Below are 14,784 nucleotides of genomic sequence, written 5' to 3'. Positions count from 1 at the left end.
CCCTAATTTTATGCGGCCTCGCTGAACGGATCATCCGGATTAATGCCATAATCCTTGAGTTTACGGTACAATGTCGACCGCCCGATGCCGAGCTTGCGGGCCACCTGGCTCATCTGTCCGCGGTAGAATTTCAGCGCGAACCGAATCAATTCCTCCTCGACATCGGCCAGTTTTCGAACATTTCCGCCATCGTCGACGCTCGCGATCGCGTTTTCCGGCTGGTGATCGGACGCATGGCTGCGTGTGTCCGCCCGCTCTGTCGAGCCGAACTGGGGGTAGACCGGCGGCAAATGGTCAGCCTCGACGATCGGCATTTTCACCGGCCCCGTCTCCTCCCAGGTGAAGCCGGTTTTCTCGGCGACGACATAGCCCGGAATTTGCGTGGCGATCTGGGGGAAGTCCTTGACCGTCAGTTCCGTGCCTTCGGCCAACACCACGGCGCGGAAGATCGCGTTTTCCAGCTGGCGGATATTGCCGGGCCAGTCATAGGCCGTGAGCAATGCCATCGCCCCGCTTGAAACCGTCAATGGCGTTGCGAGCCGCTGTTCGACGGCGAAGCGCTCGACGAAGGTCCGCACCAAAACCGGAATATCCTCCTTGCGCTTGCGCAGCGCCGGGATGGCGATCGGGAACACGTTCAGCCGGTAATAGAGATCCTCGCGGAAGCGGCCTTCGCGAACCTCGTTGATCAGGTCCTTGTTGGTCGCGGAAATCAGCCGGACATTGACCTTTTGCGGATGACGCGCGCCGATCGTCTCGATCTCGCCCTGCTGCACCGCGCGCAGCAGCTTCACCTGGACCTCCAGCGGCAGGTCGCCGATCTCGTCGAGGAACAGCGTGCCGCCGTCGGCATCGGCGAACTTGCCGGTATGCTTTTCATTGGCGCCGGTGAAGGCACCCTTCTCATGGCCGAAGAGAATGCTTTCGACCAGATTGTGCGGGATCGCGCCGCAGTTGACCGTGATGAACGGCTTGCTGGCGCGTTCGCTCGCATGCTGGATCGAGCGCGCGACCATTTCCTTGCCGACGCCGGATTCGCCTTCCAGCACGATCGGAATGTTCGACTGCGCGGCACGGCGCGCCAGATCGAGCACGCGGATCATCGCCGGGCTTGCCGATACGACATCTTCGAAACCGACCGAGCCGCTGCGCGACCGCTTCGGCGCGCGGCCCTTGCCCTCGCGATGCTCCAGTTTCAGGGCATTGCCGATGGCGACCGACAGACGCTCCGGCGACACAGGCTTGACGACGAAATCGAAGGCGCCGGCCTGCATGGCGAGCACGACGGTCTCGATGCCGCCCTGCCCGGTCTGGACGATGACGGGCGTATCGATGCCGCGTTCGGCGACCGCTTCGAGGAAGCCGTGCCCGTTCATCTCGGGCATCATCAGGTCGAGCAGGATGACGCTGATCAGGCCGCGCTTGCGCTCGAGGAGCTCAAGGCCGCTGCGGCCGTTATCGGCCAGATGCGCGATATGGCCAAGCCGCTCGATCATGTTGGTGAGCAGCCGGCGCTGAACCGGATCGTCGTCGATGACGAGAATTTGGGATGTCATGAGGGCCTCCTGCTTTCCGCGTAGATCCGGATCGTCACGTCATGTGCCGCATCGTGAGAAGCATTCCTCCCACAAAGGCCTGAAAATCCTCTTTTGAGAAATGCTTGCATTTTAACCATTGCCGACGTTAGGTCATGGCCCCATATCCGCCCCTGCTTCGCTGCCCGAAACCGGGCCGGCATTCGACAAAAAGAGTGAACCGCTCATGCATCATCTCGCCGCTTTTCAGCCGTTTTCCCGCATCGTCCGTGCCACAAGCTCGGCGGCTGCAGACACGTCCGGGCTCGGCGACCTGCCTTCCTGGAAACTGGAAGACCTCTATCCGTCGGCGACGTCGCCGGAATATCTGGAGGACCTGGCGAAGGCCGAGGCGTTGGCGCTGACCTTCGAGGGCAAATGGAAGGGCACACTTGCAGAGGCCGCGACACGCACCGGCGACGCGGGTATCGGCGCTGCAGTTCGGGAGTTCGAGGCGCTTGAGGACCTGATGGGCAAGATCGGCTCGTTTGCCGGCCTCACCTATTTCTCCGATACGTCCAACCCGGCCAACGGCAAGCTTTACGGCGACGCCCAGGCGAAGCTGACGGACATGGCAAGCCATCTCCTGTTCTTCTCGCTGGAGCTGAACCGGATCGACGACGCCGTCATCGATACAGCTCTAAACAACGACCCGCTGGCCGCCCATTACAAGCCATGGATCGTCGATCTCAGGCTGGACAAGCCCTACCAGCTGGACGACAAGATCGAGCAGCTCTTCCTCGAAAAGTCGATGACCGGCGCCAGCGCCTTCAACCGGCTGTTCGATGAGACGATGGCGGCGCTTCGCTTCACCATCGATGGCGAGGAACTGCCGCTCGAAGTCACGCTCAGCATGCTGCAAGAATCCGATCCCGCCATTCGCAAGAAGGCGGCGCAGGCGCTGACGGAAACCTTCAGAGCCAACCTGCGCACCTTCACGCTGATCACCAACACGCTCGCCAAGGACAAGGATATTTCCGACCGTTGGCGCGGCTTCAACGATATCGCCGACAGCCGGCATCTCGCCAACCGCGTCGAGCGCGATGTTGTCGATGCACTGGCCGCTGCTGTGAAAGACGCCTATCCGCGCCTGTCGCACCGCTATTATGCGATGAAGGCGAAATGGCTCGGCATGGAGCAGATGGAATTCTGGGACCGCAACGCGCCGCTGCCGGAAACGCCGACCTCGCTGATTTCCTGGAACGAGGCCAAGGAAACCGTTCTGTCCGCCTATGGCGATTTCGAGCCGGAAATGGCCGATATCGCCCGCCGCTTCTTCGATGGCGGCTGGATCGATGCGCCGGTGCGTCCGGGCAAGGCGCCGGGCGCCTTCGCGCATCCGACCGTGCCCTCCGCGCACCCTTATGTGCTGGTCAATTACATGGGCAAGCCGCGCGACGTGATGACGCTCGCCCACGAACTCGGCCACGGCGTCCATCAGGTTCTGGCCGGCGGTCAGGGCGCGCTGATGGCCTCGACGCCGCTGACACTCGCCGAGACCGCCTCCGTCTTCGGCGAGATGCTCACCTTCCGCGCGCTTCTCGACAAGACCCGCGACAAGCGCGAGCGCAAGGCAATGCTCGCGCAGAAGGTCGAAGACATGATCAACACGGTCGTGCGCCAGATTGCCTTCTATGAATTCGAGCGCAAGGTCCACACCGCCCGCAAGGACGGCGAACTGACGGCCGACGCTATCGGCGAACTCTGGCTGTCGGTTCAGGCCGAAAGCCTCGGTCCGGCGATCCGGATTTCCGAGGGTTACGAGACCTACTGGACCTACATCCCGCACTTCATCCATTCGCCGTTCTACGTCTATGCCTATGCGTTCGGCGACTGCCTGGTCAATTCGCTCTACGCCGTCTACAGACAAGCCGAAAGCGGCTTCCAGCAGAAGTATTTCGAGCTCCTGAAGGCCGGCGGTACCAAGCATCATTCCGAACTTCTCGCCCCCTTCGGGCTCGACGCCACCGATCCGTCGTTCTGGGCACAGGGCCTGTCGATGCTGGAAGGGCTGATCGACGAGCTGGAAGCGCTTGATAAGCAGGCGTGATTTTCAAAAGCAGGGCGATGATGGCGAGTATGATCGATACGGCCGTGGATCCTCGGATCGAGCCCGAGGATGACGGAGGATGGAGCTGGCGCCACGCTTCCTCTTCTCCCCAGCGGGGAGAAGTGCCGAGCGAAAGCGAGGCGATGAGGGGGCGCCGGCTTGGCCGGCGCGTGCGGCGAAACCGGGAGTGGCCTTCGGCCCCCCTCATCCGGCCCTTCGGGCCACCTTCTCCCCGCTGGGAGAAGAGGCAGCCAGACGCCGGCCTCATCCTCCATCATCCTCGGGCCTGACCCGAGGATCCATGCGTACGTGAGCAGCATGACCCACACCGGCCCCTATGTCCTCTTCCGGGACGACAGCGAAGACAGGACGACGGTCTTTGCGGAGCCTTCCCATGTCATCACCGCCCGCACTGAAGCCCAGTTCTGGCGCGGGCTCGCCGAGATGGAGACAGCGCAGGCTGAGGGCAAATGGCTGGCCGGCTTCATGAGCTACGAGGCGGGCCATCTGTTCGAAAAGAAGCTTGCCCCCTTCGCGCAGGAAAACCGGCCGACGCCGCTGATGTCCTTCGGCGTGTTCGATGCGCCGGCGGAGGAGCATACGCTCGCTGAGCCAAGACGCCGCACGGAAAACGAGCCCTTCATCACCGAGCCGCGCGCAAGCTGGAACTTGGAAGCCTACCGCCAGCGCTTCGACCGCCTGCACCAGCATCTGCGCCAGGGCGATTGTTACCAGGCAAACCTGACCATGCCGGTCGATGCCCGCTGGAACGGCGATCCGCTCGCCGCCTTCTGGTCGCTGATCGAGCGCCAGCCGGTGAAATATGGTGCGCTCGTCGCGCTCGATGGGCCGATCCTTCTCTCCCGCTCGCCGGAACTGTTCTTCCGGGTGGACAGCGATGGCTGGATCGAGACGCATCCGATGAAGGGCACCGCGCGGCGCGGCGCCACCCCTGTGGAAGACAGGGCACTGGTCGAGGAGATGCGCGCCGACCCAAAGTCGCAGGCGGAAAACCGGATGATCGTCGATCTCCTGCGCAACGATGTCTCGCGCATCGCCGAGGTCGGCACCCTCAATGTCCCTCGCCTATTCGATATCGAGACCTATCCGACCGTACACCAGATGGTAAGCCACGTGCGGGCAAAGCTCCTGCCAGGAACGACCATCACCCGGATCTTCGAGGCCCTGTTCCCCTGCGGCTCCGTTACCGGCGCGCCAAAAATGCGGGCGATGGAAATCCTGCATGATCTGGAGGACGGCCCGCGCGACGCCTATTGCGGATCCATCGGCTTCATCGCACCAGATGGCACCATGCGCTTCAACGTCGCCATCCGGACCCTATCGCTGTTTCCGGACGGCAAAGCCATCTTCAATGTCGGCGGCGGCATCGTCTATGATTCCACGGCAGAAGCGGAATACGAGGAATGCCTGCTGAAGGCCCGTTTCGCCGTCGGCGACGCGTGGATCGAGCGATGAACTCCTTCTCGCTGATCGAAACCATGCGCTGGGAGCCGGGGGGCGGCATCGTCCGGCTGCGGCTACATCTCGCCCGGCTCAAGCGCTCTGCGGGGCGATTGGGATTTGTCGGCGCTGACAGAGCAGAAGAAAAGCTGGCAGAAGCGATTGCCGATGCTCTACCCCCCTCTGCCCTGTCGGGCATCTCCCCCTCAAGGGGGGAGATCGCCGAAAACTACCTCCGCCCGAAAGGCAGCTCCGGATTGATCTCCCCCCTTGAGGGGGAGATGTCGGCCAGCCCGACAGAGGGGGGTGACGCCTCCCACGGCGCAAGAAACCATCCCCTCCGCGTCCGCCTGACCCTCAGCCCCACGGGCGACATCGCCGTCACCACCGCCCCCTTCTCCCCCCTGCCCGAAAACACCATCTGGCGGATCGCGCTCGCCGAATCCCGCCTCGATTCTGTCGATAGGCTGCTGCGCCACAAGACGACCCGCCGCGAACTCTATGAGGCCGCCCGGCGTGAATATCCGGCGGATATCGCGGACGAGGTGCTGCTGCTCAACGAAAAGGGCGAGCCCTGTGAGGGAACGATCACCTCGATCTTTCTCGACGACGGCTCGGGGCAGCTGAAGACGCCGCCGATCAGCTGCGGCCTGCTGGCCGGCGTGCTCAGGACCGAGCTGATCTGCACGCGCCGCGCACGCGTCCAGCATCTGTCGCTCGACGAGCTGAAGGCGGGAACGCTTTATATGGGCAATTCCCTGCGCGGGCTGATCCGCGCCCAACTCCTAACCGAGGACTGATCATGTTCATCCTGTCACTGACCTATACGGCCGACCTGTCCGAGGTGGATCGCCATATCGAACCGCATATGGATTGGGTGAAGGACGGATACGATCGAGGAGTCTTTCTTGCGTCCGGCCGCAAAAACCCGCGCACCGGCGGCGTCATCCTGGCGCGCGGGACGCGCAGCGAGATCGACGCGCTTGTCGCGACCGACCCGTTCACCGTTCACGGTGTCGCCGATTATGAGGTGACCGAGGTCCTGGTCAGCCGGACGGCGGCCCGTCTCGAAGGCCTGAAAGAATAACTCACGCAGGTTGACCGCGATCCTGTCCCGGCCGGCGGCAGGGGCAGGAAAATACGGTATTCCTACTCGGCCGCGACGGCCGGCTGGATCACGCCGCGCCGGATCTGGTCGGCCTCGATCGATTCGAACAAAGCGCGGAAATTGCCTTCGCCAAAACCCTCGTCGCCCTTGCGCTGGATGAACTCGAAGAAGATCGGGCCGATCACGGTCTTCGAGAATATCTGCAGCAGGATACGGGTCACGCCGCCATCCACCACGCCCTCCCCGTCGATCAGGATGCCGTGCTGCTTCATCCGCTCGATCGGCTCGTCATGGCCGCTCACCCTGTCATGCGACAGGTCATAGTAGGTTTCCGGCGGTCCCGGCATGAATTTCAGGCCGTTCTCGGCCAGTCTGTCGGTCGCCTCGTAGATACCCTCGGTGCCGACGGCGATATGCTGGATGCCCTCGCCCTTGTACTTGCGCAGATATTCCTCGATCTGGCTGGTATCGTCCTTGGATTCATTCAGCGGAATGCGGATCTTGCCGCAAGGCGAGGTGATCGCCCGGCTCATCAGGCCGGTGATGCGACCATCGATGTTGAAGAAATGGATCTGCTTGAAGCCGAACAGCTCCCGGTAGAAATCCCACCAGGTGTCCATGTTGCCGCGATAGACATTATGGGTGAGATGATCGAGATAATAGAAACCGACACCCTGCGGCTTCGGGTCGCGCGCGCCCAGCCACTCGAATTCGGCGTCATAGGCCGAACCCTTGGCGCCGTACTTGTCGATGAAATAAAGCAGCGATCCGCCGATGCCGACGATGGCCGGCACGTCGAGCGCCTTGTCGGCGCCTTCATAGGGCGTCGCACCCTTTGAGACCGCGTGGTTGAACGCGTGCTGCGCATCGACCACCCGCCAGGCCATGGACGGCGCGCAAGGACCGTGATCGCCGACGAAGCGCATGGCATGGCTGTCGGGCTCGGCATTGACGAGATAGTTGATATCGCCCTGGCGCCAGACGGTGATGTCCTTGCTGCGATGGCGCGCGACCGGCTGGTATCCCATGCGGGTGAAAAGCTCGGCCAGCTTTTCCGGCTCCGGATGCGCGAATTCCACGAACTCGAAACCGTCCGTGCCGGCCGGGTTATCAAGCGTAATGCCGGTCGGTGCTGCGTCATGCGGGAACGGGCCCATCGTCTTCTCCTCCGAAATCCAAACTCCAAGACGGATGATGCCGCAAAACCCATGCATTGAGCTTGCATTCTTGCGCTGTTTGGCAAGATTAATGCAAGGAACATGCGCAATTTCGAGATTGGATGCACAGATGGAGCAGATGGACGGATATGACGTCAAGATTCTCGCGGAACTGCAGAATGACGGGCGCCTGACCAACAACGAATTGTCGGAACGCATCGCTCTTTCGCCGTCGCAATGTTCAAGGCGACGGGCGCGGCTGGAGGCGGAAGGGTTCATCCAGACCTACCGCGCCATCCTCGATCGCGGCCGGCTGGGGCTCGATTTGCTGATCGTCATCGCCGTGACGCTGGCGACGCACAACCGCGACAATGCCAAGCGCTTTGCCGCCCTGATCGCCGACCTGCCGGAAGTGCTCGAATGCTACGCTTTGACAGGGGAGATGGATTATCACCTCAAGGTGGTGACGCCCGACCTCGCCGGGCTGGCGCATTTCGTCAACGATGTACTGCTGCCACATGACAGCGTCCAGCACGTCAAGACATCGATCGTGCTCTCGACGCTGAAGGATTTTCAGGGCTTGCCGGTGCGGCCGCGTCGGGCGTAGCTGCACTCTACCGGCGGCGGCGCGCCATGGCATTTTCAACGGCTCTCAGCCCGAACGACAGCGCCTGAAGACCCTCCTCGCCGATCAGGCTTGTCAGTTCGATCGAATAATCGACCGCAAGCCGGGTGAGTTCGCGATAGGCGGTTTGTCCGGTGGCGGTCAGTTCCAGATGCTCGACCCGGCGGTCGTCCTCGTCCTGCTTCCGCTTCAGCCAGCGGCGTTCCTCCAGCGCGAAGACCGCGCGGCTAACCTTGGTCTTGTGCATGGTCGAATGGGTGCCGACCGCCGTTGCGGTCATGCGTCCGGAGCTGCCGAGGGCCGCCAGCGTGCGCCATTCCGGGCGAGTCAGACCGTATTCCGCCTTGTAAGCAGCTGCGAACCGCAGGGCGATGAATTCAGCCGCGCGGTTGAGCCGAAACGGCAGGAAGGTTTCAAGATCGAAGTCCCCGTTGTCCATGTCCCGTCCGGCCTCCTTGATGGTTACAAAATCGACAGTTACGTTTAAAACCATATTGAGGGAGGAGGTCAAGCTATGTCCGATGCGAGCGGGAATACCGATATCACCGCCAACAGCCCACGATACATGCCGGGCTTCGGCAACGATTTCGAGACGGAATCGCTGCCGGGCGCGCTGCCGCAGGGCCAGAACAGTCCACAGAAATGTGAATACGGCCTCTATGCCGAGCAGCTTTCCGGCTCGCCCTTCACCGCGCCGCGCGGCACCAACGAGCGATCCTGGCTGTACCGCATCCGCCCGAGCGTCCGGCATACGCGCCGCTTTTCCCATGGCAGTTATCCGCTCTGGAAATCCGCGCCTTGCATCGACGATCATTCGCTGCCGCTCGGCCAGCTTCGCTGGAACCCGCTGCCGTCCCCGAACGAAAAACTCAATTTTCTCGCCGGTATCCGCACCATGACCGCCGCCGGCGATGTCATGACGCAGGTCGGCATGGCGGCGCATGCCTATGTCTTCAACGAGGACATGACCGACGACTATTTCTTCGATGCCGACGGCGAGCTACTTGTCGTGCCCCAGCTCGGCGCCATCCGGGTGTTCACCGAAATGGGCATCATGGATGTCGAGCCCTCGGAGATCTGCCTGATCCCGCGCGGCATGATGTTCAAGGTTTCGCGGCTCGGCGAAGGGTCGGACTGGCGCGGCTATATCTGCGAGAATTACGGCGCCAAGTTCACCCTGCCGGATCGCGGCCCGATCGGCGCCAATTGCCTGGCCAATCCGCGCGACTTCAAGACGCCGGTCGCGGCTTACGAGGACAAGGAGACGCCCTGCCGCGTCCATGTCAAATGGTGCGGAAAGTTCTATCTCACCGAAATCGGCCATTCGCCGCTCGACGTCGTCGCCTGGCACGGCAATTATGCGCCATTCAAATACGATCTGCGCACCTTCTCGCCGGTCGGTGCCATCCTGTTCGACCACCCCGATCCCTCGATCTTCACGGTGCTCACCGCGCCGACGGAGGAATCGGGAACGGCAAACGTCGATTTCGTCATCTTCCCGCCGCGCTGGCTGGTGGCCGAACACACGTTCCGCCCGCCCTGGTACCACCGCAACATCATGAGCGAATTCATGGGCCTGATCCACGGCCAGTACGACGCCAAGGAAGAAGGCTTCGTTCCGGGCGGCATGAGCCTGCACAACATGATGCTGCCGCACGGGCCGGATACGACCGGCTTCGAAAAGGCCTCCAACGCCGAGCTGAAACCGGTCAAGCTCGACCACACCATGGCCTTCATGTTCGAGACCCGCTACCCGCAGCAGCTGACCCGCTACGCAGCGGAACTGGAAACGCTGCAGGACAATTACCTCGACTGCTGGGACGGGCTGGAGCGCCGGTTCGATGGGACGCCGGGGGTGAAGTGAGGGTAGCCGCGCTTGAAAGCCCCTCATCCGGCCTGCCGGCCACCTTCTCCCCGTTCTGACGGGGAGAAGGGACAAGCGGCAAGCTCCATCGTCCCCTCTCCCCGTCAGAACGGGGAGAGGGCTAGGGTGAGGGGCAGCCGTTAAATGATGTATTCTGAATAACGAAAGCCAAGAACATGAAACTCGCCACCCTGAAGGATAGCACCCGCGACGGTCGCCTCGTCGTCGTCTCGAAGGATCTGACCCGCTGCTCGGAAGTCGGTCATATCGCCCGCACGCTCCAGGCGGCACTCGACGACTGGAAACATGTCGGCCCGCGCCTCGCGGAAGTGGCGGAAGGGCTGGAGAGCGGAGCGCAGCCCTCGATGCGCTTCCATGAGCATGATGCGGCCTCGCCGCTGCCGCGCGCGTACCAGTGGGCGGATGGTTCGGCCTATGTCAATCATGTCGAACTGGTGCGCAAGGCGCGAAACGCCGAGATGCCGGCCACCTTCTGGACCGAGCCGCTGATGTACCAGGGCGGCTCGGATTCGTTCCTTGGCCCGCGCGATCCCATTGTCATGGCGGACGAGACCTATGGCATCGACATGGAAGCCGAGATCGCCGTGATCGTCGGCGACGTGCCGATGGCCGCAACGCCGGATGAGGCACGGGCTGCCATCCGTCTGGTCATGCTCGTCAACGACGTCTCGCTGCGCGGGCTGATTCCGGCCGAACTCGCCAAGGGCTTCGGTTTCTTCCAGTCGAAACCCTCCTCCGCCTTTTCGCCGGTTGCGGTCAGCCCGGATGAACTTGACGAGGCCTGGGATGGCGGTCGCCTGCATTTGCCGCTGCTGGTCGATCTCAACGGCAACCCTTTCGGCCGCGCCGAGGCCGGCATCGACATGACCTTCGATTTCGGCCAGCTCGTCGCCCATGCCGCCAAGACCCGGCCGCTTTGCGCCGGCACGATCATCGGCTCCGGCACCGTGTCCAACAAGATGAATGGCGGTCCCGGCAAACCGGTCGCCCAGGGCGGCGTCGGCTATTCCTGCATTGCCGAAATCCGCATGATCGAGACCATCGAGACGGGTGTTGCGAAAACACCGTTCATGCGCTTCGGCGACACCATCCGCATCGAAATGAAGGACAAGACCGGGCACTCGATCTTCGGCACCATCGAGCAGACCGTCACGCACCATGAAACCCGCTGAGGCCACTCGATGAGCGATACGGTTCTGTTCGACTACTGGCGCTCCTCGGCCAGCTACCGGGTGCGGATCGCCCTCAATCTCCTGGGGCTACCCCATCAATCCGTTCCCGTCGATCTGCTTACCGGACAGCATAAGCAGCCGGACCATCTGGCCCGCAATCCGCAAGGTCTGCTGCCGGCGCTCGACATTGACGGCCACATGCTGACGCAATCGCTGGCGATCATCGAATATCTCGCTGAAATACATCCGCAACACGGTATGCTGCCAGCCGATCCGTTCGGTCGGCACCGGGTTCGCGCGCTCTCCTATGCCATTGCCATGGATATCCACCCCGTCTGCAATCTCGGGGTCGTCTTTCACGTCATGCAGCAATCCAGCAATCCAGAGGCGGCGCGGGTCGCCTGGATGCGTAAGTTCATCGGCGAAGGGTTGGCCGCGTTCGAGAAGCTGCTCGACAATCCGCAGACTGGTATCTTCTGCCATGGCGACCAGCCGACCATGGCGGATATCTGCCTCGTGCCGCAGGTCTACAACGCCGAACGGTGGGGCGCCGATCTCTCGGCCTGCCCTCGTCTCGTCGCGATCGCGGAGGCCTGCCGGAAACTCCCGGCCTTTGAAGCCGCGCAGCCCATCGCGCCGGCCTGACTGCCGGCTGAGGACATCGGTCATGGCTTTTCCCGCCGATCGCTGTAGAACAGCAGGCATGGTCCACAGCCCCACAGCCAGATGATGAAACCAGACTTCCTGATTGACGGCGCCGATAATGCCGACGTGACCATCCTGCTGGCGCATGGCGCCGGCGCTCCGATGGATTCAGCCTCGATGACATCAGCGACGAAAGTGCTTGTCGGAGCGGGATTTCGTGTTGCACGCTTCGAATTCGCCTATATGGCCGCTCGCCGAACTTCCGGCACACGGAAACCTCCGCCGCGCGCCGAAACGCTGATCCCGGAATATCAGGCTGCCGTGCAAGCGCTGGGCGTAGAGGGTCCGCTGATCATCGGCGGCAAGTCGATGGGCGGTCGGGTCGCCAGTATGATCGCCGACGAGCTTTATTCCGCCGGTGCAATTTTCGGTCTGCTCTGCCTCGGCTATCCCTTCCACCCGCCGGGCAAGCCGGAAAGTCTGCGCACCGCCCACCTCACCAGCCTGAAAACGCCGACCTTGATCTGCCAGGGAACGCGCGACGAATTCGGGACGACCGACGAGGTTGGCGCTTACGGCCTCTCCGACCGGATCGAAATCCTGTGGTTTGAAGACGGCGATCACGACCTGAAACCCCGCAAGAAAATCTCCGGCTTTTCGGCTGCCGACCATCTCGCGACCATGGCACATTCGACCAAGACCTGGGCCAGCCGGATTTCGTCCAGGACCTGAAAAAGCGCCGGGACAGAAGGTCGCAAGAGCGGAATGACTTGCCGTAGCGCTCTTTATTGTGACAGAAATCTGTGCTCTAGGGCCTTCCAAGCCAGAAATTGGCAGGCTATGGCTCAATAAGCAGCCAAAAGAACCCGTCCGCAGGAGAGAAAGCAAAATGGCAGAAACAACCTATCCGGTTCACGGCGAAATCACCGGACCGATCGTGATGATCGGCTTTGGCTCCATCGGCCGCGGCGCGCTGCCGCTGATCGAACGCCATTTCAAATTCGACAAGAACAGGCTGGTTGTCATCGAACCCCGCGAAGATGCGGGCGATATGGAAATCATGGCCCGCCATGGCGCCCGCCATATCAAGGCGCATATCACCAAGGACAATTACAAGGAAATCCTGAAGCCCCTTCTCACCGAAGGCGACGGCCAGGGCTTCTGCGTCAACCTGTCGGTCGATACCGGCTCGGTCGACCTGATGCGTTTCTGCCGCAAGATCGATACGCTCTATATCGACACGGTCATCGAGCCCTGGCTCGGCTTCTATTTCGACAAGAACATGAAGAATGCCGACCGCACCAATTATGCGCTGCGCGAAACGCTGCGCAAGGAAAAGGAAAAGAACCCCGGCGGCACCACCGCCGTTTCCACCTGCGGTGCCAATCCGGGCATGGTCTCCTGGTTCGTCAAGCAGGCGCTGGTCAACCTATCCAGGGATCTCGGGCTGAAATTCGACGAACCGGCGCAGGACGACCGCGAAGGCTGGGCCAAGCTGATGAAGAAGGCCGGCGTCAAGGGCATCCACATTGCCGAGCGCGACACGCAGCTGACCAAGAACCCGAAGCCGCTCAACGTCTTCTGGAACACCTGGTCGGTCGAGGGCTTCATCTCCGAAGGCCTGCAGCCCGCCGAACTCGGCTGGGGCACGCATGAGAACTGGATGCCGAAGAACGGCAAGAAGCACAAGAAGGGCTGCAAGGCCGGTATCTATCTGGAGCAGCCGGGCGCCAACACCCGTGTGCGCACCTGGTGCCCGACGCCGGGTCCGCAGTACGGCTTCCTCGTCACCCATAACGAGGCGATCTCGATCGCCGATTTCTTCACCGTCCGCGACAAGGACGGCGAGGTCAGCTACCGCCCGACCTGCCACTATGCCTATCACCCGGCCAATGACGCCGTGCTGTCGATGCACGAAATGTTCGGCAACGGCGGCAATGCGCAGCCGGTCCTGCACGTGCTCGACGAGAACGAGCTGGTGGACGGGATCGACGAACTCGGCGTGCTGCTCTACGGCCACGACAAGAACGCCTATTGGTACGGTTCGCGCCTGTCGCTGGAAGAAACCCGCCGCATCGCGCCTTACCAGAACGCCACCGGCCTGCAGGTAACCTCCGCCGTGCTCGCCGGCATGGTCTGGGCGCTGGAAAACCCGAAGGCCGGTATCGTCGAGGCCGACGAAGTCGACTACAAGCGCTGCCTGGAAGTGCAGCTTCCCTATCTCGGCCCGGTTGAAGGCCACTACACCGAATGGACACCGCTCGAAGGTCGCCCCGGCCTGTTCCCGGAAGATCTCGACGAGAAGGATCCCTGGCAGTTCAAGAACATCCTCGTTCGCTGAACAGACTGATTACAGCGCCGCGCGTCAAATATGACGCGCAAAGGTCGCTGTAACACTTTAAATATGCTGCATAATTTTATCCTTAAATCGAATCCGATTTAAAGAATTATGCAGTAGCTTGAATTTTCAACGCCCGGGGAACGATCCCCGGGCGTTTTTCGTTGACGATCGAATAATACCCGCCGTGCTCTCGCCCCACTCTTGCATTCAACTCCTGATCACGGCATGGTTTTTCCAATTGAAAGAAGCTTTCCGCGCAGCATCCGGGAGATATTTATGAAGCCGATCGCAATCCTAACCGTCCTGTGCGCCGCCGCGGCTTTGGCCTCCTGCCAATCCTCCCCGCGCGAGGTTCGCCAGCTTCCGCCCCAGCAGATGGCACCGGCCGGCGTCGAAGGCGCATGGGTCGATCCGAACGGCCTAGTTTCAACCTTCGCCGGAGGACAATTTCAAACTCGTACAAGTGACGGTACAAATACTCAAATGGCGTCCGGCACTTACACGAGCAGGGGAAGCGTAACAGAGATAAATCTCTACTCTAACGTGAAAAGAACATCCTCCTTAGTCAATTGCGCATTGGTCGCGCCAAGCCAGTTGAACTGCACTACAGAGTCCGGCGCGCAGTTTTCGCTTGCCCGCAAGGTGTAACAATCAAACGATTAAACGTGCCAGAAGCCTCCGTTCATTCGCGGAGGCTTTTTTGCTTGAGCGATCGCGTTCTTAACCTTGCCGCGCCTGGAGCCAGTCATAAATCGAATTACAGCTT

14 protein-coding genes are annotated in these 14,784 nt (G+C 61.7%); 11 read left to right on the top strand and 3 right to left on the bottom strand.

Going from position 1 to position 14,784, the window contains the following annotated elements:
- Nucleotides 1-8: 8 nt before the first annotated feature.
- Nucleotides 9-1,556, bottom strand: coding sequence for a sigma-54-dependent transcriptional regulator (locus ACST81_RS05625; RefSeq protein ID WP_438751871.1), 1,548 nt, complete (start codon nt 1,554-1,556; stop codon nt 9-11).
- Nucleotides 1,557-1,761: 205 nt separating this feature from the next.
- On the opposite strand from ACST81_RS05625, the gene ACST81_RS05620 reads away from it, so the two are divergent.
- The 4 genes from ACST81_RS05620 to ACST81_RS05605 all read left to right on the top strand — a co-directional run bounded on the left by ACST81_RS05620 (nt 1,762) and on the right by ACST81_RS05605 (nt 6,172).
- A complete protein-coding gene (locus ACST81_RS05620) occupies nt 1,762-3,624 on the top strand; it encodes a M3 family oligoendopeptidase (RefSeq protein WP_438751870.1) in 1,863 nt (620 codons plus the stop codon).
- Between the two features lie 318 nt (nt 3,625-3,942).
- A complete protein-coding gene (locus ACST81_RS05615) occupies nt 3,943-5,100 on the top strand; it encodes an aminodeoxychorismate synthase component I (protein WP_438753397.1) in 1,158 nt (385 codons plus the stop codon).
- Nucleotides 5,085-5,885, top strand: a complete 801-nt coding sequence (locus ACST81_RS05610) for an aminotransferase class IV family protein (protein ID WP_438753396.1) — start codon at nt 5,085-5,087, stop codon at nt 5,883-5,885. The genes ACST81_RS05615 and ACST81_RS05610 overlap by 16 nt, the downstream gene beginning before the upstream one ends.
- A gap of 2 nt (nt 5,886-5,887) precedes the next feature.
- Nucleotides 5,888-6,172, top strand: coding sequence for a YciI family protein (locus ACST81_RS05605; protein ID WP_438751869.1), 285 nt, complete (start codon nt 5,888-5,890; stop codon nt 6,170-6,172).
- A gap of 62 nt (nt 6,173-6,234) precedes the next feature.
- On the opposite strand, the gene hppD is transcribed toward ACST81_RS05605, so the two are convergent.
- Nucleotides 6,235-7,350, bottom strand: a complete 1,116-nt coding sequence (gene hppD / locus ACST81_RS05600; protein WP_438751868.1) for a 4-hydroxyphenylpyruvate dioxygenase — start codon at nt 7,348-7,350, stop codon at nt 6,235-6,237.
- Nucleotides 7,351-7,480: 130 nt separating this feature from the next.
- Here hppD and ACST81_RS05595 point away from each other — a divergent pair, with 130 nt between their 5' ends.
- Nucleotides 7,481-7,957 carry an Lrp/AsnC family transcriptional regulator gene (locus ACST81_RS05595; RefSeq protein ID WP_438751867.1) on the top strand — a complete coding sequence of 159 codons (477 nt, stop codon included), beginning with the start codon at nt 7,481-7,483 and terminating at the stop codon, nt 7,955-7,957.
- 7 nt (nt 7,958-7,964) lie between these two features.
- On the opposite strand, the gene ACST81_RS05590 is transcribed toward ACST81_RS05595, so the two are convergent.
- The gene (locus ACST81_RS05590; protein ID WP_438751866.1) at nt 7,965-8,414 is read right to left on the bottom strand and encodes a MarR family winged helix-turn-helix transcriptional regulator; all 450 of its coding nucleotides are present in this window, start codon (nt 8,412-8,414) and stop codon (nt 7,965-7,967) included.
- A gap of 75 nt (nt 8,415-8,489) precedes the next feature.
- On the opposite strand from ACST81_RS05590, the gene hmgA reads away from it, so the two are divergent.
- The 6 genes from hmgA to ACST81_RS05560 all read left to right on the top strand — a co-directional run bounded on the left by hmgA (nt 8,490) and on the right by ACST81_RS05560 (nt 14,666).
- The gene (gene hmgA / locus ACST81_RS05585) at nt 8,490-9,839 is read left to right on the top strand and encodes a homogentisate 1,2-dioxygenase (protein ID WP_438751864.1); all 1,350 of its coding nucleotides are present in this window, start codon (nt 8,490-8,492) and stop codon (nt 9,837-9,839) included.
- A 176-nt stretch (nt 9,840-10,015) separates the two neighbouring features.
- Nucleotides 10,016-11,032, top strand: coding sequence for a fumarylacetoacetate hydrolase family protein (locus ACST81_RS05580; RefSeq protein ID WP_438751863.1), 1,017 nt, complete (start codon nt 10,016-10,018; stop codon nt 11,030-11,032).
- Between the two features lie 9 nt (nt 11,033-11,041).
- The gene (gene maiA / locus ACST81_RS05575) at nt 11,042-11,677 is read left to right on the top strand and encodes a maleylacetoacetate isomerase (protein WP_438751862.1); all 636 of its coding nucleotides are present in this window, start codon (nt 11,042-11,044) and stop codon (nt 11,675-11,677) included.
- An 84-nt stretch (nt 11,678-11,761) separates the two neighbouring features.
- Nucleotides 11,762-12,409, top strand: a complete 648-nt coding sequence (locus tag ACST81_RS05570) for an alpha/beta hydrolase family protein (protein WP_438753394.1) — start codon at nt 11,762-11,764, stop codon at nt 12,407-12,409.
- Between the two features lie 157 nt (nt 12,410-12,566).
- Nucleotides 12,567-14,018 carry a homospermidine synthase gene (locus ACST81_RS05565; protein ID WP_438751861.1) on the top strand — a complete coding sequence of 484 codons (1,452 nt, stop codon included), beginning with the start codon at nt 12,567-12,569 and terminating at the stop codon, nt 14,016-14,018.
- Between the two features lie 276 nt (nt 14,019-14,294).
- On the top strand, nt 14,295-14,666 hold the full coding sequence (locus ACST81_RS05560) for a hypothetical protein (RefSeq protein WP_438751860.1): 372 nt from the start codon (nt 14,295-14,297) through the stop codon (nt 14,664-14,666).
- The last annotated feature ends 118 nt before the right edge of the window (nt 14,667-14,784 follow it).

Source organism: Pararhizobium sp. O133, assembly GCF_051669845.1.
Lineage (GTDB): Bacteria > Pseudomonadota > Alphaproteobacteria > Rhizobiales > Rhizobiaceae > Pararhizobium.
Note: the sequence above shows the minus strand (reverse complement) of the source record. Positions and strands in the feature narration are given on the sequence as shown.

Bases quoted from the DNA above. Each gene is read 5' to 3' on its own strand.
- ACST81_RS05625 (WP_438751871.1), bottom strand. From the start codon at position 1,556: ATGACATCCCAAATTCTCGTCATCGACGACGATCCGGTTCAGCGCCGG.
- ACST81_RS05620 (WP_438751870.1), top strand. From the start codon at position 1,762: ATGCATCATCTCGCCGCTTTTCAGCCGTTTTCCCGCATCGTCCGTGCC.
- ACST81_RS05615 (WP_438753397.1), top strand. From the start codon at position 3,943: ATGACCCACACCGGCCCCTATGTCCTCTTCCGGGACGACAGCGAAGAC.
- ACST81_RS05605 (WP_438751869.1), top strand. From the start codon at position 5,888: ATGTTCATCCTGTCACTGACCTATACGGCCGACCTGTCCGAGGTGGAT.
- hppD (WP_438751868.1), bottom strand. From the start codon at position 7,350: ATGGGCCCGTTCCCGCATGACGCAGCACCGACCGGCATTACGCTTGAT.
- ACST81_RS05595 (WP_438751867.1), top strand. From the start codon at position 7,481: ATGGAGCAGATGGACGGATATGACGTCAAGATTCTCGCGGAACTGCAG.
- ACST81_RS05590 (WP_438751866.1), bottom strand. From the start codon at position 8,414: ATGGACAACGGGGACTTCGATCTTGAAACCTTCCTGCCGTTTCGGCTC.
- hmgA (WP_438751864.1), top strand. From the start codon at position 8,490: ATGTCCGATGCGAGCGGGAATACCGATATCACCGCCAACAGCCCACGA.
- ACST81_RS05580 (WP_438751863.1), top strand. From the start codon at position 10,016: ATGAAACTCGCCACCCTGAAGGATAGCACCCGCGACGGTCGCCTCGTC.
- maiA (WP_438751862.1), top strand. From the start codon at position 11,042: ATGAGCGATACGGTTCTGTTCGACTACTGGCGCTCCTCGGCCAGCTAC.
- ACST81_RS05570 (WP_438753394.1), top strand. From the start codon at position 11,762: ATGAAACCAGACTTCCTGATTGACGGCGCCGATAATGCCGACGTGACC.
- ACST81_RS05565 (WP_438751861.1), top strand. From the start codon at position 12,567: ATGGCAGAAACAACCTATCCGGTTCACGGCGAAATCACCGGACCGATC.
- ACST81_RS05560 (WP_438751860.1), top strand. From the start codon at position 14,295: ATGAAGCCGATCGCAATCCTAACCGTCCTGTGCGCCGCCGCGGCTTTG.